Annotated in this window: 21 protein-coding genes; 20 read left to right on the forward strand and 1 reads right to left on the reverse strand. The window is 42.3% G+C overall.

Going from position 1 to position 23049, the window contains the following annotated elements; all coding sequences use genetic code 11:
• Nucleotides 1-46: 46 nt before the first annotated feature.
• The 13 genes from ACXAFV_RS20120 to ACXAFV_RS20180 all read left to right on the forward strand — a co-directional run bounded on the left by ACXAFV_RS20120 (nt 47) and on the right by ACXAFV_RS20180 (nt 12221).
• Nucleotides 47-340 (forward strand): hypothetical protein, encoded by a 294-nt coding sequence (locus tag ACXAFV_RS20120; RefSeq protein WP_475129087.1) that lies wholly within the window; start codon nt 47-49, stop codon nt 338-340.
• 200 nt (nt 341-540) lie between these two features.
• Nucleotides 541-1332: an AAC(3) family N-acetyltransferase gene (locus ACXAFV_RS20125; RefSeq protein WP_475129089.1), complete on the forward strand. Its 792-nt coding sequence runs from the start codon at nt 541-543 to the stop codon at nt 1330-1332.
• Between the two features lie 127 nt (nt 1333-1459).
• Nucleotides 1460-2107 carry a lysozyme inhibitor LprI family protein gene (locus ACXAFV_RS20130; RefSeq protein ID WP_475129090.1) on the forward strand — a complete coding sequence of 216 codons (648 nt, stop codon included), beginning with the start codon at nt 1460-1462 and terminating at the stop codon, nt 2105-2107.
• A 62-nt stretch (nt 2108-2169) separates the two neighbouring features.
• Nucleotides 2170-2622, forward strand: coding sequence for a GNAT family N-acetyltransferase (locus tag ACXAFV_RS20135; protein ID WP_475129091.1), 453 nt, complete (start codon nt 2170-2172; stop codon nt 2620-2622).
• A gap of 180 nt (nt 2623-2802) precedes the next feature.
• Nucleotides 2803-3951 (forward strand): metallophosphoesterase, encoded by a 1149-nt coding sequence (locus tag ACXAFV_RS20140; protein ID WP_475129094.1) that lies wholly within the window; start codon nt 2803-2805, stop codon nt 3949-3951.
• A gap of 205 nt (nt 3952-4156) precedes the next feature.
• On the forward strand, nt 4157-6244 hold the full coding sequence (locus ACXAFV_RS20145) for a sigma-70 family RNA polymerase sigma factor (RefSeq protein WP_475129095.1): 2088 nt from the start codon (nt 4157-4159) through the stop codon (nt 6242-6244).
• Between the two features lie 466 nt (nt 6245-6710).
• Complete coding sequence (locus tag ACXAFV_RS20150; protein WP_475129248.1) at nt 6711-7349, forward strand: 2OG-Fe(II) oxygenase; 639 nt, start codon at nt 6711-6713, stop codon at nt 7347-7349.
• A gap of 401 nt (nt 7350-7750) precedes the next feature.
• Nucleotides 7751-8509: an AAA family ATPase gene (locus ACXAFV_RS20155; RefSeq protein ID WP_475129097.1), complete on the forward strand. Its 759-nt coding sequence runs from the start codon at nt 7751-7753 to the stop codon at nt 8507-8509.
• A gap of 128 nt (nt 8510-8637) precedes the next feature.
• Nucleotides 8638-9099 carry a GNAT family N-acetyltransferase gene (locus tag ACXAFV_RS20160; RefSeq protein ID WP_475129099.1) on the forward strand — a complete coding sequence of 154 codons (462 nt, stop codon included), beginning with the start codon at nt 8638-8640 and terminating at the stop codon, nt 9097-9099.
• Nucleotides 9100-9170: 71 nt separating this feature from the next.
• Nucleotides 9171-9878 carry an HAD family hydrolase gene (locus ACXAFV_RS20165; protein ID WP_475129100.1) on the forward strand — a complete coding sequence of 236 codons (708 nt, stop codon included), beginning with the start codon at nt 9171-9173 and terminating at the stop codon, nt 9876-9878.
• Nucleotides 9879-10030: 152 nt separating this feature from the next.
• Nucleotides 10031-10270, forward strand: a complete 240-nt coding sequence (locus ACXAFV_RS20170) for a hypothetical protein (RefSeq protein ID WP_475129102.1) — start codon at nt 10031-10033, stop codon at nt 10268-10270.
• Nucleotides 10271-10440: 170 nt separating this feature from the next.
• Nucleotides 10441-11214: a Cof-type HAD-IIB family hydrolase gene (locus ACXAFV_RS20175; RefSeq protein WP_475129104.1), complete on the forward strand. Its 774-nt coding sequence runs from the start codon at nt 10441-10443 to the stop codon at nt 11212-11214.
• A gap of 116 nt (nt 11215-11330) precedes the next feature.
• A complete protein-coding gene (locus ACXAFV_RS20180) occupies nt 11331-12221 on the forward strand; it encodes an N-acetylmuramoyl-L-alanine amidase family protein (RefSeq protein ID WP_475129105.1) in 891 nt (296 codons plus the stop codon).
• Between the two features lie 84 nt (nt 12222-12305).
• Here ACXAFV_RS20180 and ACXAFV_RS20185 read toward each other — a convergent pair whose 3' ends face one another.
• Nucleotides 12306-13100, reverse strand: coding sequence for a sporulation protein (locus tag ACXAFV_RS20185; RefSeq protein ID WP_475129107.1), 795 nt, complete (start codon nt 13098-13100; stop codon nt 12306-12308).
• Between the two features lie 791 nt (nt 13101-13891).
• Here ACXAFV_RS20185 and ACXAFV_RS20190 point away from each other — a divergent pair.
• From ACXAFV_RS20190 to ACXAFV_RS20220, 7 genes are all read left to right on the forward strand, one after another.
• Nucleotides 13892-14584, forward strand: a complete 693-nt coding sequence (locus ACXAFV_RS20190; RefSeq protein ID WP_475129108.1) for a FadR/GntR family transcriptional regulator — start codon at nt 13892-13894, stop codon at nt 14582-14584.
• 65 nt (nt 14585-14649) lie between these two features.
• Entirely contained in the window at nt 14650-15957 is a 1308-nt protein-coding gene (locus ACXAFV_RS20195; RefSeq protein WP_475129110.1) for an FAD-binding oxidoreductase, read from the forward strand.
• Entirely contained in the window at nt 15958-17310 is a 1353-nt protein-coding gene (locus ACXAFV_RS20200; RefSeq protein WP_475129111.1) for a (Fe-S)-binding protein, read from the forward strand.
• Nucleotides 17310-18776: an FAD-linked oxidase C-terminal domain-containing protein gene (locus ACXAFV_RS20205; protein WP_475129250.1), complete on the forward strand. Its 1467-nt coding sequence runs from the start codon at nt 17310-17312 to the stop codon at nt 18774-18776. The genes ACXAFV_RS20200 and ACXAFV_RS20205 overlap by 1 nt, the downstream gene beginning before the upstream one ends.
• 214 nt (nt 18777-18990) lie before the next feature.
• Nucleotides 18991-21171 carry a malate synthase G gene (locus ACXAFV_RS20210; protein ID WP_475129114.1) on the forward strand — a complete coding sequence of 727 codons (2181 nt, stop codon included), beginning with the start codon at nt 18991-18993 and terminating at the stop codon, nt 21169-21171.
• A 112-nt stretch (nt 21172-21283) separates the two neighbouring features.
• The gene (locus tag ACXAFV_RS20215) at nt 21284-22063 is read left to right on the forward strand and encodes a fumarylacetoacetate hydrolase family protein (RefSeq protein WP_475129115.1); all 780 of its coding nucleotides are present in this window, start codon (nt 21284-21286) and stop codon (nt 22061-22063) included.
• Nucleotides 22064-22123: 60 nt separating this feature from the next.
• Nucleotides 22124-22897 carry an IclR family transcriptional regulator gene (locus ACXAFV_RS20220; RefSeq protein WP_475129116.1) on the forward strand — a complete coding sequence of 258 codons (774 nt, stop codon included), beginning with the start codon at nt 22124-22126 and terminating at the stop codon, nt 22895-22897.
• Nucleotides 22898-23049: the final 152 nt, after the last annotated feature.

The following is a 23049-nucleotide window of genomic DNA, read 5'->3' on the forward strand; positions in this document are numbered from 1 at the left end:
TTTTATCTTACTTGTTTATTGCCTAAATCCATGCAGACAATTTTTTATGAATGATGAGTGCGAAAGTGAATATGTATATAAAAAGACTCATGGTACAAGTTCGAATATGGCACTTGCATCTTTACTAAAGCTCTGGATTGGGGCTGATTCAATGTATCGGAATAAGCGGAATCCACTTGTGAATATTTCCATTTTCATTTTGATTTTCTTACTCATCATTCATGTCATACGTTTCGTCCTCCATGCGAAAGTTTACATCGTATACAGAATGGGGATTGGGCCGATCTTACTAATGGGATTGATTGTTTTTCTTATTGTGTATCTATATTTGAAGGGTTGAAGGTAATAAAGAAAAGCTGGAGTTCAGACAACTGATCTCCAGCTTTCTTTTAGTTATTGAAACTTTCTTGAGCAAAAGCTAAGAGTTGGTATTTCATTTGATGTACATTTAATGGAAATAAGTGTTGTGGGTAATTAGAAATTAATGGATAATGGGTATCGTTAAAGGATACTGATTTCTAATCATAAGGGGAGAGGTTCATGAAGCAAAGGAACTTAATCACGAAAAATCAATTAAAAGATGCTCTCGTGAATTTAGGCGTGACAAAAGGAATGACAGTAATTGTTCATTCTTCTTTAAAATCTATAGGAAGAGTTATTGGAGGTCCTGTTTCAGTAATCTTAGCTTTGGAGGAAGCTGTCGGAGCAGCTGGAAACATTGTTATGCCTACGCAGACCGAGCAACTTTGTGATCCGACAGTATATGGAAGCGGTTATACAGATGAAGAGATTCGTATAATAAGAGAGCACATGCCGATTTATCACCCGGATTTGACACCTACCTGCTATATGGGCTTTATACCGGAAACGTTCAGGAAGCAAAAGGGAGTGCACCGAAGTTCCCATCCGCACACTTCATTTTCTGCATGGGGAAAGAATGCTGAATTCATAACAGAAAACCATGATATGAATTTTGCGCTGAATGTTCACTCGCCTTTAGGGAAAATATACGAACTAAATGGATACATCCTCCTGCTGGGAGCACCGGCAGATTCAAATACATCCCTGCACTTAGCGGAATATAGACAAGAAAATACATTTGTTAAAGAAAAAATATGGGATGTGAAAGTTGAATTACATAATGAAGAAATATGGACAACGTATCAGGACATCAACAATGACTCACATGACTTCGACAAAATATTTGCTGACTTTCATAGAGAAACAAACTATGTAATAGAAGGCAAAGTTGGTGATGCAAGAAGTTATCTAATGCCGATGAGAGAAATGGTTGAGTATGGAGTCAAGTGGATGAACACAAACAGGGAGTAAATTCAGGGACATGGCGCTTAGAAAGCTCAATCTCCTCAAGTTGGTCTGCCTTTTCCATATACGTAAATGAGAAACATCAATCAAGGTAAACCCTAGAATACAAAAGAAGAAAGGTAGTTTTTTTCACATGAAATACAATCGTACATTTTTGGTGGGAATATTAATAGGTTTATTCGTTCTACTGGCTGCTTGTGGAGAGTCATCTGATGAGTCAAGTGCCAAGTTGGACAGCGAGTCAAAAGATAATAAATCAACTCAAAACACAGACGCCGATTCTTCTAATCCAGATTCGATAGAGAATACCTCAGAAATCGAAGACACAAAAAGAAATGCAAATGATGCAGGGAATACTGAAACAGCAGAAACTTCAAGTAATCAACGTAAAGAAGGAGACTCCTCCACAGGTAATTCAGCGGATCAGAAGGAGGAATATCTCAAGAAATTAAATGATACGAAAAAAGAAACGGAAAAGATAAGAAAAAACTCAGAAGATGAAATAACATACGCATTAAAAGGTGTGGAAGGAAATCTATTCGACGTTTGGAATGGATTGCTAAATGAAATATATGGAGTCCTGGAGAAGCAGCTTCCATCAGAAGAGATGGCCCAACTAAGGAAAGAACAACGTAAATGGATAGATCACCGGGATCATACTGCTAAAGAGGCATCCCTGAAATACGAAGGCGGGACGATGGAACAATTAGAATATGTAACGGTAGTGAACAATCTCACACAAGAAAGATGCTTTGAATTAGTTCAAAACTATATGAAATGATTTTTGAACAATGGGGCCATGTACCATAGATCAAATAAAAAATATTAAAATGAGGTTTAATAATGATCATACGAAAACTGACCAAAGCTGAAGATCTTCCGATGGAATTGTTGTTAATGGCAGATCCTTCAGAAGAAATTGTCAAAGAATATGTGAATAGGGGAGAATGTTTCGTTGCAGAACGTGAGCAGAAGATTGTCGGGGTGTATGTTTTGCTCCCAACTAGACCTGAGACGATCGAGTTGGTGAACGTTGCTGTTGCAGAGGAGCTGCATGGAAGAGGTATTGGAAAACAGCTGGTGTTGGATGCAATCAAAACATCTAGGTCCAAAGGTTTTAAAACAATTGAAGTAGGTACTGGAAACTCAGGCATTGGACAATTGGCTCTTTATCAGAAATGTGGGTTTAGAATCTTGGGTGTCGATCTGGACTTTTTCGTTAGACACTACCCTGAAGAAATCTATGAAAATGGCATACAGTGCAGAGATATGATTCGGTTATCACAAGATTTGTAGGTCTTGAACAGTGAAAAAACATGACAATAGGGGGAAAAAAGTATCGTGAACTATTTTTGAATGGAGCCACGGTTCCTGTCCCTATGGTCTATAACCCGATTTTTTATATTCTGACAAGTTACTAGGAAATTTATGTTAAAATCAAACCGAGGCCATGGAATTGTAAAGGAGCGTACCCACGTGAACAAAATTAAAAACGTAAACTTTCCTGACAATGTTAGAGTCATTGTAATCTCTGACATCCACGGGGAATTGGAGCTTTTCAAAGAATTATTGGAAAAGGTGCATTTCAGCCCGGAAGACTACTTAATCATTAATGGCGATCTTTGTGAAAAAGGAAGCAACAGTCATGGCGTTGTACGCTTCATAATGGAACTTTCATCTAGCTACCCTGACGTTTATGTCACAGAAGGCAATAGCGATACGTTAGTTGAGGATGTATTCGGAGAAAACCCTAAATTACTAAACTATTTGACTGCGAGAAAGCATTCCATCATTCATGAATGGCTGGGACAAATCGGATTTACCATAAACGAAGAGACAACGGTCAAAGAGATAAAGGAACGGTTGACACAACATTTTTCAGAAGAAATGAAGTGGCTGATGGAATTGCCGACTGCGATTGAAACAGATGACTATATTTTTGTACATGCAGGGCTCGAAGACAAAGTAGATTGGAAGGACACGGACCGGATAACGGCCATTACGTTACGATTATTCCTTAATAAATCACATGCAGCAAACAAGTTTGTCATTGTCGGGCACTGGCCGGTGGTAAACTACTCTTCGGACATTGCTTCACATAATCCAATCATTGATAAAGCCAAAAAAATCATCGCCATCGATGGCGGGAACATCATAAAAGAGACCGGACAGCTGAATGCCTTTATCATTGACCGGACTCCTGATGGAGACGTCTTATCGTATACATATATCGACAAGTTCCCTGAATATGAAGTGATGGAAGATTTTCAATCAGAGTCAAAGATGACCGGTTCTATTTCATACCCGTCTTATGAACTTCAGCCCCTTGAAAAATATGAACATTTCACCATTTGCAGGCAAGAAGGGACCAATGAAAAGCTCCTGGTGAAAAATGAGTATATCCACCAAGGTGAACAGGACAATTTCACTGCGAAGTCTGATATTTCCTGTACACAAATCAACGTGAAAAAAGGTGACATCGTGTCCCTGATGGATGATACCTGCACTGGATTCGATTTGATTAAAAAAAATGGGATGGCGGGATGGGTTCCAAAAGGCATTCTCCAAAAGTTGAAGAGGAGGGAAAAGAAGGAACTTCACTTGATGGGTTCCGATCATTTATAGGTGAAAATCTTTATCTTCCACCAAAAGGTCAGTCCTCATAGATTGGTATTTCCATTAACTATTTAACTATGACTCATTTTAATATAGCTAGCTTATTTCAAAAACAAGCATGATCTTCAATGGATGAATATGGTAACATAGTACCAAAGGGAAAATTTTTAATATTTCGTCAATGAAGAAAAGCAATAAAGGAGGGAGGACATAAATGATCTCAGCAAAAGTTAAAACAGATCCCTTTCATATCAGCAGGATAAGAGAGAAAGACATTGAATCCATCATCGACTGGTTTGAACAGCATCAACAATCGTTCTACACACTCGGCTGGTCATATTTAAGGAATCAGCGGCAAATAGAGGAACTTTTTTACCGAGCCATCACTAACGTGTATGAAGGACTGCGGCGTTTTAAAAAGGAGACTTCATTTGAAACATGGGCTTCTTCTATTTTTATACAAACCTGCCGTGAGCTCTCTAAAGAGGATCGTGTGCAAGATACAAAGACAAGCGAACCGAGGAAGGATGTATTCGATGCCCTCGATCAATTAGAATCTGATGAAAGAGAAGCAATTGCGTTAACGTATTTAAAGGGTTTTTCTATAGATACTTCATCCCGTATTCTGCAGGTTGATGTAGAAAGTGTGAAAGAACGGGTATTTTACGGAATCCGGTCATTAAGAAAAGAAATGGGCTACGGAACACACTTCGCAGGCTGTCGGGAATACCATAAGAACTATATCGATTATTTGGGGAGAATCCTCAAAAGGCCGGAAAAAGTTAAATTTGAAATACATATCTATCATTGTACGAACTGCCAGGAGGATCTTGCTGCGTTCCAGGATGTCATGCTGACTCTTTCAGGAATCACAGAAGATTTTCAGGCTCCATCGGGTTTCATGGAGAAAGTGAAACACAGGCTGATGGAAAAAGTAAAACGGAGACAGCTGAAGAAAAAGAGGCGTAATCATATCGGGCTTGCGTTTGCCGGTGTATTTGCTTTGTTACTATGTACAGGATTTGTCACCGGCAGCTTCAGCAGCCTATACTATACTTGGACAGAAGACCAGGAAGAATGGCGAACCTATCTTCAGCATGACCTTGGAGAACGTCTGAATTTAGAAGCAGAAAGTGAAGGGGTGAAAATCAAGATCAAAGGTGTGATTGCGGATGAAGTGCAGACACTTGTCTTTTATGAAATCACCGATATGAAAGAAGAAAATCAATATGCTATGAATGTCCATGATGGTGTTTTCGTACAGAATGAAGGTGAAATCATGGACCGCGCAGCTTATCCAAGGTACGCACCGCCTGTCACCCAAACGGATAGTCATAATGAAAAGAACGTCTATCAGGGCAAGATGAGTCTGCTGCCTCTCAAGGAGCAGAGCGGAACTGTTAAATTGAAGATCACAAGACTGCAAAAGCTGATTCAGGATGCTGACAGTTCTGGTGATTTGAGTCCATGGGCTTCAGAGGAAATGGAATTTGCTCATGGGGATTGGAGTTTCGAGATTCCGGTGACAAAACAACCTGCAGTCGAACATGAATTGAATCAAGAAACTGAAATTGGAGGCATCCCTGTTCGATTCGACAAACTCACCATCGCTCCAACAGCAACAATTCTGCAATACAGTTTTAAAAACGATCAGCCTGATAAACAAATTGGCATGCTCAACTTTGATAGCCTCCACGTTGGCGATAAGAAATTTAATGCCGACTTGTATGGGAGTTCTTTCGTGGATGCACCTGGAAATATAAATTGGAATACACTTCAAACACATTTTGAATCTTTATACGGTGAAGATGTGAAGGAGCTGGATGTCCAGTTTGGATCCATGCATTTGACAGTCCAAGATCCAAAAACCATTGAACTTGATCCTGACCAGAAATATCCACAAACCTTCGAGTATTTGGGAAGTACCATTTCAATCGACAAGGTGGAAGTTGGTTTTCCTACCAAAGTCGTCATCAGTAACCATGAGTTGAAAAACAGGGAATATGAATCACTTCAGTTCCATGTTACAGGGGAGAAGGAGAATGAAAGTGACAATATTTCGATGTCAATGGGGATGAATTCAGAAGGAGTCCTTGTTGATAAACATGGAAAGGAATATGATATCCGCAAAGGACCTTACAGATTTGAGGAACTGGACCAGCCACGTTATTTCCATACCATTCAAAGCTTTGAACTCTTTAATGACACTTCCGGAGAAAAAGTGATACCGACCAAGCTTGTGATCGAAGGATATAATACAACGAAATATTTGGACGAAAAGGTGAAGATTGAACTGGATTGATAAGTAGGGGTGCTCCTTACTAGAATAGGGTTTACCCGGATTATCCACAAAGTCATTCATAGATAAACACAATGTAGAAAACTAGATTGCTAATTTGATAAAGAAGAGTGTTCACATTAACCCTGCGAATGCTCTTCTTTTTGATTATTTCTTAAAAAAATGCTCTCCAAGCATGTTCTTCGAAATTTCTAAACTCATTGTACCTGTATCGTCACAAATAGGTCGATAGAAGGGTAAAAAAATGCTTCTCTTTCCCTCATCCACGGTGTAAAATAAAATCAAAAAATGTACGATTTATTAGATTTGGGGGACACGAAAATACAACATATAGCCACTACAGTCACTGAGATTGCTGCGTTCAGTATTTCTAGTTTATAAAACCTGCCGAATGACTCGTTTTCCTGAAGTATTCGGAATATTAAAAAAGTGAAGAGGTTGAGGGAAGTTGACATTGGAAACTAATGAAATGACTGTTAAGGAACAAAGTATTTTTCATCACATCGGGAATAAAATCAAAACCGAAGATAGAGAGATTCAAATCATTGCGAGAATGGAAGAACCATGCATCGTCGTTTTGGGTAATGTCTTAAGTGATGAAGAATGTGACACGCTTATCCAGCTGTCAAAAGACCGGATGAACCGGTCAAGAATCGGCAACACCCGTCATGTAGATGATCTCCGAACAAGCAGCAGCATGTTCTTCGAAGAAGCTGAAAACGATGTAGTGGCCAAAATCGAAAAAAGGGTTTCTCAAATCATGAATATCCCAGTTGAACACGGGGAAGGACTACAGGTCCTGAATTACAAAATCGGCGAGGAATACAAGGCTCACTTTGATTTTTTCCGGTCGGCATCAAATAGACCAGTAAACAATCCTAGAATCAGCACACTTGTCATGTATCTGAATGATGTAGAGGAAGGCGGAGAAACCTACTTCCCTAAACTGAATTTTTCTGTTTCACCACATAAAGGCATGGCAGTATACTTTGAATATTTCTATGAAGATCAGGAATTGAACGACCTCACCCTGCACGGCGGCGGTCCAGTCGTCATCGGCGACAAATGGGCAGCAACGCAGTGGATGAGAAGAAAGGTTTATAGATAAGCAGAAAGCTCTTCCTTTTTTGGGAGGGCTTATTTTTATGGGTTGTATCTCTTGGATTTTTATGGAAAAATAATAGATTATTGGACCGAACTCATAGATTAATCGTAAAAACTGAGAGATTAATGGGAAAAACTCATAGATTAATCTTAAAAACTGAAAGATTAAAGGGGAAAACTCATAGATTAATCGTAGCAACTGAAAGATTAATAGTAAAAACTCCAAGATTATTGATGAAAGGTGTAAGATAACAGTCCACTTGTCAGCATACGAGTACTTTACTGTAGAAAAACAGTCATCCATACAGAATAAAGGAAGGAATTTTAGAGGAAATCAGTCTGTATCAATCGAATTACAGATAAACGTGGGCTGTGTACAACCTATTTGAAAGGAATGATCCAACAATGAAATTATCCCGCGATACCCAGTATATACGTGGAATCTCTCTTAAAACAGATTGCATCCCCTCATACAAGCAATTTCCGTTCAGTCTCCCAGTTATGAAGAATTTCAATGAAATCACTTTCCACCCTAACGTCACATACATAATTGGCGAAAATGGGATGGGAAAGTCGACTCTGCTTGAAGGCATTGCGATTGCATTGGGATTTAACCCTGAAGGAGGAACGCTGAATTTTAATTTTTCAAGCTACGATTCACATTCGGATCTGCATCATCATTTACGTCTTATAAAGGGTGTTGAGAGAGCAAAGGACAGCTTCTTTTTTAGGGCTGAAACGTTTTATAATGTTGCTTCTAATATAGAAGAAATGGACAGTGAGCCTTCCTTTGGCGCAAAGATCATTGACTCATTTGGAGGCAAGTCGCTCCATGAACAGTCGCATGGTGAATCGTTCTTTGCGGCATTCACCGAACGTTTCCGCGGTAATGGCCTTTACATCCTTGATGAACCCGAAGCAGCTCTTTCACCACTGCGCCAGCTTTCCATGCTTGCCCGAATAAATGAACTGGTCAATCAAGGCTCCCAGTTCATCATATCCACTCATTCGCCGATCCTCATTGCATACCCGGAAGCAAAGATCATCGAACTGGCTGATACCGGCATGAAAGAGTCAAGGCTTGAAGATACCGGTCACTATTCAATCATGAAGCAATTTTTTGAAGACCGTGAACGGCTGCTTGTTCATTTGTTTAGAGAGTGATTGCAGGTGTTTATTTACTATTAATAGTGGAGCTTATCAAAATATTTTAAGAGGGATTTAATAAAATACATTACTTGATTAGGGGTTTGAATGTAAGGCTGACACTAAGATTTGAAAGGAGAGTATATATGTATCACTATTTCAACGGTCTAATCATCCGGGAAGGCACAGAAGGGGTTCCTGCCGATCAAGTGGAGAAACTGTTTAAAGATGCAGGATGGGTCAGGAATACCCCGGACTGGCAGAAAGAAAAATTCACATTAATATTCAAGAACTCCACGTGGGCATTTACGGTCTGGGATGGGAATAAAATGATCGGCATGGTCAGGGTCATTTCCGATCGAATCATGGCTGCGAATATCATGGATTTAATTGTTTCATCCACTTACAGAGGAAAAGGGATCGGCCAAAAACTTGTGGAGCTCTGTGTTCAAAAGCTCCCTCATGGTGATTGGTTTGCTCATACCTCATCCAACAATTTTTCATTTTATGAAAAATGCGGGTTCGCGGTGAAGGAATTATCAGAGAATGGGACATGTACCTACTATGGATACATTGAGGCTCGAAAAAGTGGTCACCGAAGAGTTTAAATAAGGTGATTCAAGGATGTGCAGATTTGTAAACCTGGATGTCCTTTCCTAAACGTAAAGGGGAATTAAAAATGAAAAAGCACACCTTGCTACTTTTCGATTTAGATGGAACCCTGCTGGGAAGCGAGTGGTTCAAAGAGGGGATCATCAAAACCATTCAGTCTCATGCACTGACCATAGACATCGACGCAGATTTGTTTCTCCAAAAGAAATTAAGTGTTCCGCTGCCATTATTAAATAAATTTAAAAACCGTGAAATGACACCACTTGAATTTAGAAGGGCCAGGTGGAAACAAGCGTTTTCCAGTTTCGATATATATCCGGACCAGGACACGATTGATGAATTCCACGAATTGTTCTTAACAACAGGCATGAGTTGTATCAAAGAAGATGTACAGCTCAATTCTTTAATGAACGAGCTGCAGGACCATTACCACCTCGGTATAGTGACAAATGCCCTCTACGATCCCATCAAGAAAATTTCCAGCATGAACCTTTCCAATGTGTTTAAAAAAGAAACCATCTTTCAAGCAGAAGAACTTGGTTACAGAAAGCCTGATCCAGAACTATACACAGCAGCCTTATCTCATTTCGATGCGGCTCCGGATCAAACCATTTTCATAGGCGACTCTTGGGATCAAGATGTAGTCGGTCCCATTAAAATGGGTATGGATGCGATTTGGTTAAATACTGGTAATGCGTCTCCTTCTACTTCGCACAAACCTTTGGAAGTTATCACAGAAATTACCGAGCTCAGAACAGTATTGTTAAACAAATAAAGTTGAAAACTTATGGAAGAGCGTGATCCCATGATCTACCGCAGAAAAACATATATAATCGACGAAAGCATTGTAGAAGAATTTAATGAACACTTCAATAGAACTCTATTGTCTGCACAGCTGAAGTATGGTGCAAGTTAGTCGGCAGGTGGATGAACAATCGGCCTGACGGAGAAGTGGAGATTTTCGCTATATGGCAGTATAACAGCCATGAAGAGTATGAAGAAATTGAAGAGAAAGTCAGAAGTGATGAAGAACATGTAAAACGAGTACGGAATTGGTTTGCAAAGATGGGTGGGAGAGAAAAGCTAAAAGCTGTTTTCTTTAACATTGATCAGGATTTTATAGATTCCACGGTACCAATTGATGCAACGGTATTATCAAAAAAATAGCGGTGCCGATAAAGCTTGTTTAACACTCTCACATATTGGATTGTAATTTGCATTCTTAGATCATTACATCATTCACTATGAAAAGGGAATCGCGCTCACTTTTATATCATGATAATTAAGCAATCGTGGTTTAATAAATTTATATTGTATATAAGAAAAAGGTGATTATGATGGACTATAAAATTGTTTTCTTCGATATTGATGGAACCATTACACATCATGAAGATGGGAGTATTTCACAAAATACAAAGGATGTAATCAAATTATTAAAAGATAAAGGGGTGATCGTGGCCGCGGCAACAGGGAGGCCCTTATCCATGTGCAGCGAAATAAGAGAGTTGGGGATTGATACATTTATTTCTGCAAACGGAGCGTTCGTGAAACACCGGGATGAAGTGCTTCATAAAGTTGCCATGGATAGGGATATTGTCCAGGAAGTGGTTGAGTTCTCACATAGGGAAAATCACGGACTTTCATTCTATACAGAAAGCTTCAGTATGAATGGGGTAAGGAATAAGGGGATATTGGAGGCCCTAAGAGAAACGCTGTCACTAAATGAATATCCAATTGTTGAGAAAGAAATATTCACACAAGAAGTGTATCTGATGTGTCTGTTTGCTAATGAAGAAACGGTCAAAAAATACATACGCAGATTTCCAGATCTCACCTTTAAACGATGGCACCCTTTCGTATTGAATGTTTTAAAAGACGATGTATCAAAATCAATGGCCATCTTAAAGGTGCTGGAACATTTCAATATAGATAAATCTGAAGCCATCGCATTTGGCGATGGAGAAAACGACATCGACATGCTGGAAATGGCAGGTCTGGGGATCGCCATGGGCAATGGGAATGATCAGTTAAAGAAAGTGGCGGATTTCGTCACGAAAAAATCGAGTGAAGATGGGATTGAGTATGCGTTGAAGAAATTCGGGATTGTTTAAGGAGATATATTTTAAAAGGACATTGTAAGAGCTGCCGCCCGCAGCTCTTTTTTTATGTTTAGGTGTCTATTTGTAAAAGATTTTACTATTTAACTAGTAGAATGGAGTTGAATGAAATGGCAATGGCTCGTGATTATTTGATTGCTTTGGATGATGGACATGGCCTCGGGACAGCTGGTAAACGGACGCCATATATTAAATCAATCGGAAGGGAGATCCGAGAGAATGAGTTCAATAAGAAGGTGACTTTCTTTTTAAAAGCTGAACTGGAAAGATGCGGATTCAGAACGGTATTGACGGCGCCGGATGATGAGGATACTCCTTTGAAGTCGCGAACCGATCTAGCGAATTTCATGGGAGCAGATGCAATGATATCAAACCATTTTAATGCTTTTGATGGAAAGTTCGACGGCGGAAGAAGAGATCCACAGGGACATTCGCTTCATATTTATTTTAACGATGTGGAGGATAGGAAGCTTGCTGAATCTATTGCAAACTATTTAAGATTAGGGACAAAGCAGGTTTATAGGGGAGTTATTGAACAGAATCTCCATGTGACGAGGGAGTTCAAAAAGGCAGCGGTACTGATTGAGAACGGGTTTATGGATAATGAGAGAGAAGCACTGCTAATGATTGACGAAGATTTTCAGCGGGAAACAGCTATAGAGCAGGCACGAGGAGTATGTGATTACTTCGGTATTACCTATGTGACGGCAGGAAGCGGAGGTTCTGTTGAAGTATCTGAAAAAAAATCTGTGCCGACAGACTACATGGGAAAAAGGGTTGAGAGTATTTACAGGGGTGTTGAAGGGCTTGACTTTTACTACAGACCGACATTCAATGATGTTCACCGTGCCGGGACGTTGAAGTATCAGTATGGATTCCCGATAATATTAAGAAAGCTGAAGGTGGAAGGGGCATATATGTATGAAGTCAGGAATTCCAGGGGGCGTGTATATTATGTGACAGCAGCTCCTGAATATGTGAGGATCGAGTCCAACAATTAATCTTTCATACTCCATAATCAAAGTAAGAAGCCCGTCCCAGCGTGCGTTAACGCGTTAACGCACACTGGGACGGGCCTTGACTATTTATAGAACGTCGTCGATTATCTGTTCGAATGTGTCGCTTATCCGGCTTCTGTTAATAAGGATTTGCTGGTTATCGAGGGTGACGCTTCCTCTGTGTTCGTCTAGGTTGAGCTTTTCTTTCAGCGCGGCCATTGACCCTTTGCTACGTTTATCGATCTCAAAGTATATTGTTGTTTCGTGATCACCTTGCAAAATGTAGACTTCGAGTTCGTCCAGTTTCCGGCTGTATTTTCCATACGAAGGGATGAATTCATATTGCTGGACAAATGGCCGGTTCGTTTTAATCCATTGAGGGGTGTTCTGACTTTCCATCTGCCTGAATTTAAAGCCAATTACCTTGATTGCATCAATGATGTTTTCGTGCACGGTTGTCGGATCTACTGATACGAAATCCCTGTCCCTGCGATCAACCGCATTCTTGATATCGATGCCTGTTTCAATCCAAACCGGCGGTACATTCTTCTGTGTCTCGGGATCAACCATTGTAATAGGAGTATCCAAAGGAACCTGCAATGAGAAAGGAATGATTTTATGTTCCCCCTTCGAAATCATGAATGGTTCATTCAATTTGTGCACTTCCACAGTGCCCTGAGATAATCGGTCGCTGCCTTCATGACCGTACATCGTCATTAATTTGAGATTGATAGACTCTATCCTTTGATCTGTGTTACCGCCCTTGATCTCTACGACTCCCTCGAGTATCTCCCCTTGCTGAATATAGGCACTCTTTAATTTTGTATCCACAATGGCAGAACCAATTCCTATACTGGCAATCACTTTACTGAACATTGACATGAATTCATCCCCCTTCTTGTACCATCATCGTAACATAGATTGTGAGAATGAGAGTAGCGATTTAATGAATGAAACATAATAAAGGCCGTCCCAGCCTTTAACCGTATATATACAATGAAAGAGAACGGGCAGATGATTCATCAAACCCTCGATGAAGGATGAAAGAATGCATAAGTAATGATTCACAATCATGAGAATTGATTTTGATAATATTAAAAGTATTTCAGGAATCTAGTTTACGTATTCCTGTATAGGGTAAAGCCCTAATGAAAGCAAAGGGGGAATCTTTATCTTATGCGAAATATATCGGATGACTGGTTCATGTAGCAGGACGGAAAAGAACGTAAACGTAGAAATCTCCGTGGCAAAGGGGAGCGACGATTCAGAAAAGGTCATCGCTACCTGCACAGGTATAAGAGACGATTGTTATGACTGCCCTATATTACTATTAAATGATAATAATTAAAAATGTTCCGGAAAAAAGAAACGAATCGAATTCAAAGTGTTGAAAGAGTTCCACATTCAACACTTTTTTATTATCTATTATTTGAAGGCCCGTCCCAGCATGCGTTAGTGCATTAACGCATGCTGGGACGGGCCTTCGATTTTAGCAGATAATTTATATTTCACGACTTTTAAGCTAGGTCGATCTATCCGTTATTTTTAGAATTTTAACTAAATTCAAAAAACTAATTGAAATTTCAATTTATTGGTGTTTAAATAGAGTCATAACTAACTTATCAGATATGTGACAACTTAAGAAAAAAATCAAAAAGCTAGGTGGTGAGAAATTGACAAAATGCAAGATTTCCACAAAGAAGGTTTCCGAACTGGTAGAGGAACAGATTGAGGGGATGATTCAGTCGGGGATGTTCAAATCCGGTGAGAAGCTTCCGAGTGTCCGTGAGCTTTGCGAAATGTTCGAGGTTGGGAGATCGGCGGTTCGGGATGCGATGACGACACTTAAAGGGAAGGGCATCCTTCAGGTGAAGCAGGGGGAAGGAGCGTATGTTTGTGCGTTTGATTCCACTAGCCTTTTTCCTTCTCAATTGATGCTTCCGGACACAAAGGACATCAGGGAACTGTTTCAGGTAAGAAAAATGCTCGAGCCAAGTTTGGCTGAGATTGCAGCTGAAAAGAGAACGGAAGAGGACGTATTGATCCTCAAGAGCCTTCTGACTCAAGAATCCGGGAACAAGTGGGAAGCAGATTACGAATTTCATTTGAGGATCGCCCGCATAGCAGGGAATCAGATTATCGTACAATTGATGGAGTTCATTTCAGCCGCAACCAGGAAAGCGATGATTGATGTCCATCAGCATATCCAAAGCCAAGGTGAGATATCGAGCCAGATCAAAGAACAGCACAACCGTATCTTTCAATCAATCCAATCCAGTGAGCCTCACACAGCCAGGGAAAGTATCATACTTCATCTAAACTATGTTGAAAAGGTATTAGTAACTAACGTACTTATCCATACATAAGACGTTTCTTTTTTAATCATTTTACAGAAACGATGTTTCTTATTACGAAACAAGGAGTGTGAAAAATGTTTACTGAGCTTGTTGCAGAGTTAAAACATGCAGTACCCGAGGAGCGGATCAAAGAGGGGAAGATTGACCGTTTTGGAAATGGTGGAAGTCTCATCATATACCCAACATCAGAGAAAGAAATTGCTTCAATATTAAAATATTCAAATGCCAATGGAAAGAAATTGATCGTGGAAGGCGGTGGTACGAAGAAGGGGTTCGGCGGTCTCATTGAATCCGCGGATCTTGTTCTTTCACTAGCACAGTACAAAGGTGTGGTGGAGCACGCATCGGGTGACCTGACGATGACTGTTAAAGCGGGAACGACTTTTAAGGAGCTTCAAACCTATTTGGAGAAGCATGGGCAGAAGATTGCACTTGACCCAGCCTCGCCGGATCAGGCAACGATCGGTGGTATCATCGCAGCGAATGAAAGCGGTCCCAAAAGATTGGGTTATGGGTCTGCACGGGATAACGTCATTGGGCTCCGCATCATTTATCCGGACGGATCAACCATCCGGTCAGGCGGGAAGGTCGTGAAAAATGTTGCAGGCTACGACATGAACAAATTGTTCATCGGCTCGATGGGGACACTTGGCGTACTTAGTGAAGTGACGCTCAAACTCCGGCCGATATCAAAGTGTGAAAGTCTGGTGCTCGTATCTTTTCCGGCAGGTGAACCTGCAGACATTCGTTCATTTGTCATTGAAATTCTGGACTCTACCCTTGAACCGACTTCTCTTGAACTGCTTAACCCGCCACTCGCTGAAAAACTCGCAGGTGTTAAGAACTATACAGTCGCGATTAGCTTTGAGGATGTTGAAAGTTCTGTGCGCTATCAAATGGAAATGGTCCGGAAAATGAAGCCTGCGGGAAGTGAGTTTCTCATTTGTGATGAGAGTAGAGCCCAACAATTTTGGGATGATTTCTCAAGGCTGGGCTCAGACTGTGATACAGATGGCAAAGTAAGTGCCATATTGAAAATCGGTGTGATCAATCTCGATGTACTCCATGTTTTAAAAGAAGTGGAAATTCTCGAAGACAGTTATCAAGTGAAAATCGATGCACACGGGGGACTTGGCCATGGATTATGCTCCGTGCATCTGACAGGATCCGGCGGGGATGTACTCTCAGCCATTCATGAATTGAGGGCAGCAGTCATGAAACGAGGGGGGTATATGGTTGTCAAAAGCCTGCCTTTTATAGAGCGCCAGCAGATCAAGGTGTGGGGGGATGTCCCTTCTTATTTCTTTTTACTCCAAGGCATCAAAGCAAAAGTAGACCCGAATTCAGTATTGAACCACAAACGATTTGTAGGAGGGATCTAGGTGAGTGTAAAAGAGCTTGCGAAAACACCCCCATGTTCAGACACGAGCTTAAGCAACTATTTATGGAGTGACAAACCGGACGAGAGTAAATGGGCAGACTGTGTCCACTGCGGGATGTGCCTGGAATCATGCCCGACGTATGAACTCACTGGACAGGAACAGCATTCGCCCCGCGGCCGTGTCCATTTAATCAAGTCGGTGGCTGAAGGAAAGCTAGAAGTGAATGAGCAATTCATGGATCCCGTCTATGCATGTCTCGATTGCCGTGCCTGTACGACCGCATGTCCTGCCGATGTCGATGTAGGCGGGTTGATTGAAGAAGCGCGCGGCCAGATACGTCAGGCCATGCCGCTGAAGGGATGGAAAGGGATGGTCAGCAAGACATTCCTCGAAGGATTGTTCCCGCATCCCAACAGGTTGAATGCGTTAGGCGGCATGCTGAAGTTTTACCAAAAGAGCGGTGCGCAGTCCCTGGTCAGAAAGACTGGACTTATCAATGTGATGCCGAAACATCTGGTGGAAATGGAAGCAATCATGCCCGAGATCAAACAATCCGTCCGTCAAAAATATAAGAATGAAGATGTCGTCAGAGCAAAAGGGGAATCAAAACATCAGGTTTCCTTCCTGACGGGTTGTGTGATGGATGTAATGTTTGGTGAAATAAATGACGCAACGATCAATGTGTTGACGAGAAACGGGAATGATGTCATTATCCCGAAAAACCAAACATGCTGCGGTGCGCTCCACGTCCACTCCGGAGACCGTGAGATGGGACGCAAGCTTGCAAAGCAGAACATTGAAGCTTTCAAGGATAGTGAGAAGGTCATCGTAAACGCAGCGGGATGCGGATGTATGATGAAGGATTATCCGGAATTGTTCCATGAAGATCAGGAATGGAAAGAGCAAGCTGAAGAATTCGCAGACAAAGTCGTCGACATTTCAAAATATCTGCATGATACGGGGTACAAAACACCAAAGGCTGAAATGGAGACAAGGATTACGTATCACGATGCCTGTCACTTGGCGCATGGTCAAGGTGTACGTGAGGAGCCGCGCGATCTCCTTTTAAAAATCCCAGGTGTGGAAATGGTCCATATGCCAAATTCAGACCGCTGCTGCGGCAGTGCCGGGATTTATAATATTACCAATCCTGAAATGGCTGGAGCCGTCCTGGAAAGTAAGATGCAGAATGTCCCTGAAGATGTCGAGATGATTTCGATGGGGAATCCGGGCTGCATGCTGCAAATGGCCATGGGTGTGAAAAAGTACGGCAAAAATCAAAAGGTCGTTCATACAGTGCAGCTGCTTGACTGGGCTTATCAAAAAGAGGATGAGCAGGAGGAGGGGAAATGATGGGGATAAAGAAACTGAAAACGAAGGACCCGTTTATTAAAGGACTGGCCCGGCTTGTAAGCGGCACAAATAGTATCCTTTATCACAAAGAGGATTTGATTGCCTATGACTGCGACGGCTTTACCCTTCATAAGCATCTGCCAAAAGCGGTTGTGTTTCCGAAAGATACTGAGGAGGTTTCTAAGCTTGTAAAATATTGCTCGGAAAATGGACTTCCTTTCCTTGCAAGAGGTGCAGGTACCGGTCTATCGGGCGGAGCGATCCCGATCAATGGGGAGGTCATCATCAGCCTCGTCCGGATGAAACGTCTCTTAAGTGTCGACTTGGAAAATCGCCGGGCAGTGGTCGAGCCGGGCTTTGTGAATCTGAAGCTTACGAACTCGATTTCTGACAGGGGCTATTATTATGCACCCGATCCTTCCAGTCAATATTGTTGTACGATCGGCGGAAACGTCGCGGAGAATGCCGGAGGCGCCCACTGCCTGAAATATGGAGTTACCACAAACCACATTCTTGGACTCGAAGTCGTGCTGCCGAACGGGGAAATCATAGAAATCGGACAAAATGGAATCCCTGATGCACCGGGGTATGACTTGCTGGGGCTTTTAACTGGTTCTGAAGGGACTTTAGGAATCGTCACGAAAATCACTGTTCGCATCCTGAAAAATCCTGAAGCGAAGCAGACGGTCCTCGCGTATTTTGACCGGGTGGAAGATGGAAGTCAGGCTGTTTCTGACATCATCTCAAAAGGGATTGTTCCTGCAGCTCTCGAAATGATGGATAAGATCGCGATTGAAGGGGTCGAGGCAGCGGCCTTTCCGGTGGGACATCCAAGGGATATCGAAGCCCTTCTGTTGATTGAAGTTGACGGAATATCAGCAGGAATCGATGAACAAATCAATCAGATTTTAGAAGTATGCAGAGCAAGAAACGTCCGTGAAGTGAAGGTGGCGAAAGACGAGCTTGAGAGAGGAAGATGGTGGGCCAACCGGAAGACAGGCTTTGGAGCGATGGGAGCGATCTCTCCCGACTACCTCGTCCAGGACGGTGTCATCCCGCGGAGCAGGCTCCCTGAAGTATTAAAAAGAATCAACGATATCAGCGCTGAATACGGATTGCGGATCGCTAATATTTTTCACGCAGGGGATGGGAATCTGCATCCGCTTGTCCTATTTGACGCAAGGATCCCTGGTGAAACTGAAAAGGCATTGAAAGCCGGAAGCGAATGTTTGAGGGCCTGTGCAGACGCAGGCGGTTCAATCACAGGTGAGCATGGTGTCGGCATTGAAAAGAAAGAAGAAATGCGCTTTGTATTCAATGATGATGAAATCATTGCCCAAAGTAATATCAGGGAAGTCTTCAACCCTGACAATCTATTGAACGGCGGCAAATTATTCCCAAGCCCGGGGCGCTGTGTTGAAATCAAGAAAGAATTGAAAGCGCAGGAGGAAGCGGTTCGCTTGTAGTTTAATTGTAATGGTGGGGATGCTATATACTTTCTCACCTAACTAATCAAATTTCAACTCTGATTGAACAGCTCAAGAAAACCATGATTAAAATGCGGAATTATTTGAAAATTAATTGAATGTAGCGTTTGAACATGGTATCATTTTTTTAACATATATGAAACGGTGTTTCTTAATAAGAAACACTCTTTTGAAAAATAGGAGGAATCGACTAATGAGTAATTATGTAAATGCAGGGTCCCTTAAGGTAGATCAACAGTTATATGAATTTATTAATTCCGAAGTCCTTCCTGGAACCGGACTGGAAAGTGACGCTTTTTGGGGGGAGTTCGGTGAACTGGTGCATGACCTGACTCCTAAAAACAAAGCACTGCTGCACAAAAGGGATGAATATCAAGAAAAGATCCACAACTGGCATAAAGGGAATAAAGAATTTGATTTTAATGAATATAAGTCGTTCCTGAATGAAATCGGTTACTTAGAGCCGGAAGTGGAAGATTTTAACGTGACAACTGAGAATGTTGATGAGGAAGTGGCTCTGCAGGCTGGTCCACAGTTAGTCGTTCCTGTGAATAATGCACGCTACGCCATCAACGCTGCCAATGCGCGATGGGGCAGCCTGTACGATGCCCTTTATGGAACCGATGCAATCAGTGAAGAAGATGGAGCAGACCGCAAAGGTGCATACAATCCAGTCCGGGGTGAAAAGGTCATCGATTTTGGAAGGAACTTCTTAGATCAATCGGTTGCGTTAACTGACGCTTCCCACAAAGAAGCATTAAAGTATGAAGTCATCGATGGGAAATTAGCCGTTACGCTCTCAAATGGAAAAACGGCCGGGTTAGTTGATGAATCCAAGTTTGCAGGATATCAGGGAGAGGCTTCTGATCCTTCAGCCGTCCTATTCAAAAATAACCGCCTTCATATTGAAATCCAATTTGACGGGAAGCATCCGATCGGTTCGTCGGATGACGCCAACATTAAAGACATCGTGCTGGAATCAGCAGTCACCACCATCATGGACTGCGAGGACTCGGTAGCTGCTGTCGATGCTGAGGATAAGATACTTGTGTACCGCAATTGGCTGGGCCTTATGAAGGGAGATCTGGCAGCAGTCTTTGATAAAGCAGGCAAAACAATGACACGGACGCTGAATTCTGATCGGACGTATACGTCTCCTGATGGAAAAGAAATCACTTTATCCGGCCGTTCACTCATGTTCGTCAGAAATGTCGGACACCTCATGACAAACAGCGCGGTATTGGATCAAAAAGAAAGCGAAGTACATGAAGGAATCCTAGATACGGTGATTACAAGTTTAATAGCCAAGCACACCCTTCGAGGAACGGGCAGCTATCAAAATACATCCAAAGGCTCCGTCTACATTGTGAAGCCGAAAATGCATGGATCGGAGGAAGTCGCTTTTGCCAATGAACTATTTAACAGGGTGGAGGATCTGCTTGATTTAGAACGAAACACTCTGAAGATTGGTGTCATGGATGAAGAACGCCGCACAACGCTTAATTTAAAGAACTGCATCAGCAAGGTGAAGGAACGAATCGTCTTCATCAACACCGGATTCCTCGATCGTACCGGTGATGAAATGCATACATCCATGGAAGCTGGCCCGATGATCCGCAAAAATGATATGAAGGCGACAAAATGGCTTCAGGGCTATGAAAAATCAAATGTTCAGGTGGGTCTCGCAGCAGGGTTCCAGGGCCGCGCACAAATTGGAAAAGGCATGTGGGCTATGCCTGATAGGATGGCTGATATGATGCAGCAAAAGGTCGGACATCTCCAGGCAGGAGCCAACACGGCATGGGTGCCTTCACCGACTGCTGCGACATTACACGCCCTTCACTATCATGAAGTGTTTGTGCCGACTGTACAGGAACAGCTGGCTGAAAAAGCAGAGGAGCTTCGTGATGATATCTTAACGATCCCTGCAGCAGAGAACACATCATGGTCTGCTGAAGACATCCAGCAGGAACTCGACAACAATGCACAGGGTATCCTTGGGTATGTCGTCCGATGGGTTGAGCATGGGGTGGGCTGCTCAAAGGTACCTGATATTAACAACGTAGGCCTGATGGAGGACCGCGCCACGCTGCGTATCTCCAGTCAGCATATGGCAAACTGGCTGCACCACGGGATCTGCACAGAAGAGCAGGTGATGGCAACGCTGAAACGGATGGCGAAAGTTGTGGATGAGCAGAACGCAGGCGACCCGTTCTATCGTCCGATGGCTGAAGACTATGATAACTCCATCGCCTTCCAAGCCACTTGCGACCTTGTATTCAAAGGCTACGATCAGCCAAACGGCTACACGGAACCGATTCTGCACCGAAGACGAATTGAGGCAAAGGCGAAGTATCCGGTGAATCAAGAATAGGATCTTTGAGGTGGGCATTCTGTTATATGGAATGCCCTGTTTTATAAAATGGACCCTCGTTACGAAAACGAACGTATTGTTAAAGAAAAACTCACCGAAAGGAGAACACACGATGAAATTCACTCGTTTCCAGACAGAGAATGAAGTATATGCCGGAGTCCTCGACGGCAGCAGCATCAAGCAAATCACGGGGGATATTTTTTCAGCTTGGGAATATACGGGGCATGTATACGAAACACATAAGGTGAAGCTCCTCGCCCCTCTCGAACCAAATCAAATAATAGGCATCGGAGCAAACTTCGTATCCAAGAAAGAGGAACTGCCAGACTCAATTCCGGAAATCCCTGTGTTTTTCTTCAAGCCGGCCGCATCTGTTATCGGACCCGAAGAAAACATCGTCATACCAGAAACCATTGACTCAGTAAAATTCGAGTCGGAACTCGCAGTGGTCATTGGAAGAGAAGCTAAGAATGTATCTGAAGAAGAGATACTCGATTATGTATTTGGCTACACAGTCGGAAATGATGTTACGGCTCCTCAATACTTTCACGAGGCTGGTCACTGGACGATAGGGAAGTCATTCGATACCTTCACTCCGCTCGGGCCTGTGATTGAAACAGAACTCGATCCTTTTACAATCAACGTTACAGCAAGACTGAATGGTGAGGAAAAGCAAAATAGTCCGACTTCATTGTTGATTGTGCCCATCAGGGAGATGATTTCGTATTTGACGAAAGTAATGACGTTGAAGCCGGGGGATGTCATTCTGACCGGAAGTCCAGTAGGTGCGGAAATGGTTGGAGCGGGAGATGTGATCGAATGTGAAATCAAAGAGATCGGGACGCTGAAGAATACATTTGTGGCTGCCGGGAAGAACGTCGGGGTATCCTAAGCGCACTGTCGATTGTGATATAATGGAAAGCAAGATGTTTTGTCAGCAGAGGTGAAAGATGTGGAAAGAGAAAATATGGTCAAATCCGTCAGCCGTGCTATGGATATCATCCTGTTAATCAGTATGAAAAAGGGCGGCTTGGGTGTGACTGAAATCGCGAATCAAATCGACATAAATAAAAGCTCCGTTTACCGGATTTTATCAACCCTCGTTCAGTACGGATTCATTGAACAGGATGAATTGACTGGACGTTATAAGCTTGGATATAAGTTCCTTGAAATCAGCTCGAGGTTACTGGAATCAATTGACCTGCGTGAGGAGGCAAAGCCTTTTTTACTGGAGCTTGAAGAAGAGACAAATGAAGTCATCCATCTTGTTGTGTATGATCAGGGCGAAGTGGTGTATATCGAGAAGCTTGAAGGCAATGAAGTGCTGAGGATGCATTCTAAAGTTGGAAAAAGGGCGCCCATGCACTGTACGTCGGTAGGGAAAGCGATCCTCGCTCACCTTCCGACAAACGACGTCGTCAACATACTTGATCGCAAGGGAATGCCGATGCACACCGATCAAACAATCACCGATAAAGATCAATTTCTAAAAGAACTGATCAGGGTGAAGCAAAATGGATATGCCCTCGATCTTGAAGAAAACGAGTACGGGATCACCTGCATCGCAGCTCCGATCTTCGATCATCTGGAGAAGGTAGTTGCTGCCCTTAGTATTTCCGGTCCAACTATGCGTATGTCGGGACAGCGGATGGAAGAATTGAAAGTAAGGATCCCGCAAATTGCAAAGCAGATTTCAGCGCGGCTAGGACATGTTCATACGAATTAAAGGAAGTGAGAAGAAGCTCTATTTTTCCAATTCAGGTAAAATAGAGCTTTTTTGTTTAAAAATTATAAATTTTCTAAAAAGTGATTGAAACAAGCTGTAATCTATGTATAATTTTATATAGGATTCCGTAATGTTATATAACAACGATTGTA

Source organism: Rossellomorea sp. ABR4_012 (genome assembly GCF_056159545.1).